Here is a 230-nt window from a genome sequence, read left to right as displayed (position 1 = left end):
AGCCCCCCTGCGACGCCGCGTCCGCCGCCGTCGGCTCCGCCTCCGAGCCGGCCCCCGACCTGCCCAAGCCCCCGGACCGCTTCGAGGCCGTCGGCACCCAGATCCTCGAACGCCCCGAGTGGGACCAGCCCACCCTCACCCACGAGCCCCAGGTTCTCGGCCAGGCCGCACACCTCTGGTCCCGTTCCGACCTCGGCCCCGCCGACGTGGACGTGGCCCTCCTCTACGAC

1 pseudogene is annotated in these 230 nt (G+C 75.7%); it reads left to right on the top strand.

Annotated elements, in window-relative coordinates:
• Positions 1–230, top strand: a pseudogene (locus KVT45_RS55885) (3-ketoacyl-CoA thiolase); the annotation flags it as partial.

The sequence above is a fragment of the Streptomyces sp. GbtcB6 genome (genome assembly GCF_019091475.1).
Classification (GTDB): Bacteria; Actinomycetota; Actinomycetes; order Streptomycetales; family Streptomycetaceae; genus Streptomyces; species Streptomyces hyaluromycini.
This window is presented reverse-complemented; position numbering and strand designations above follow the sequence as displayed.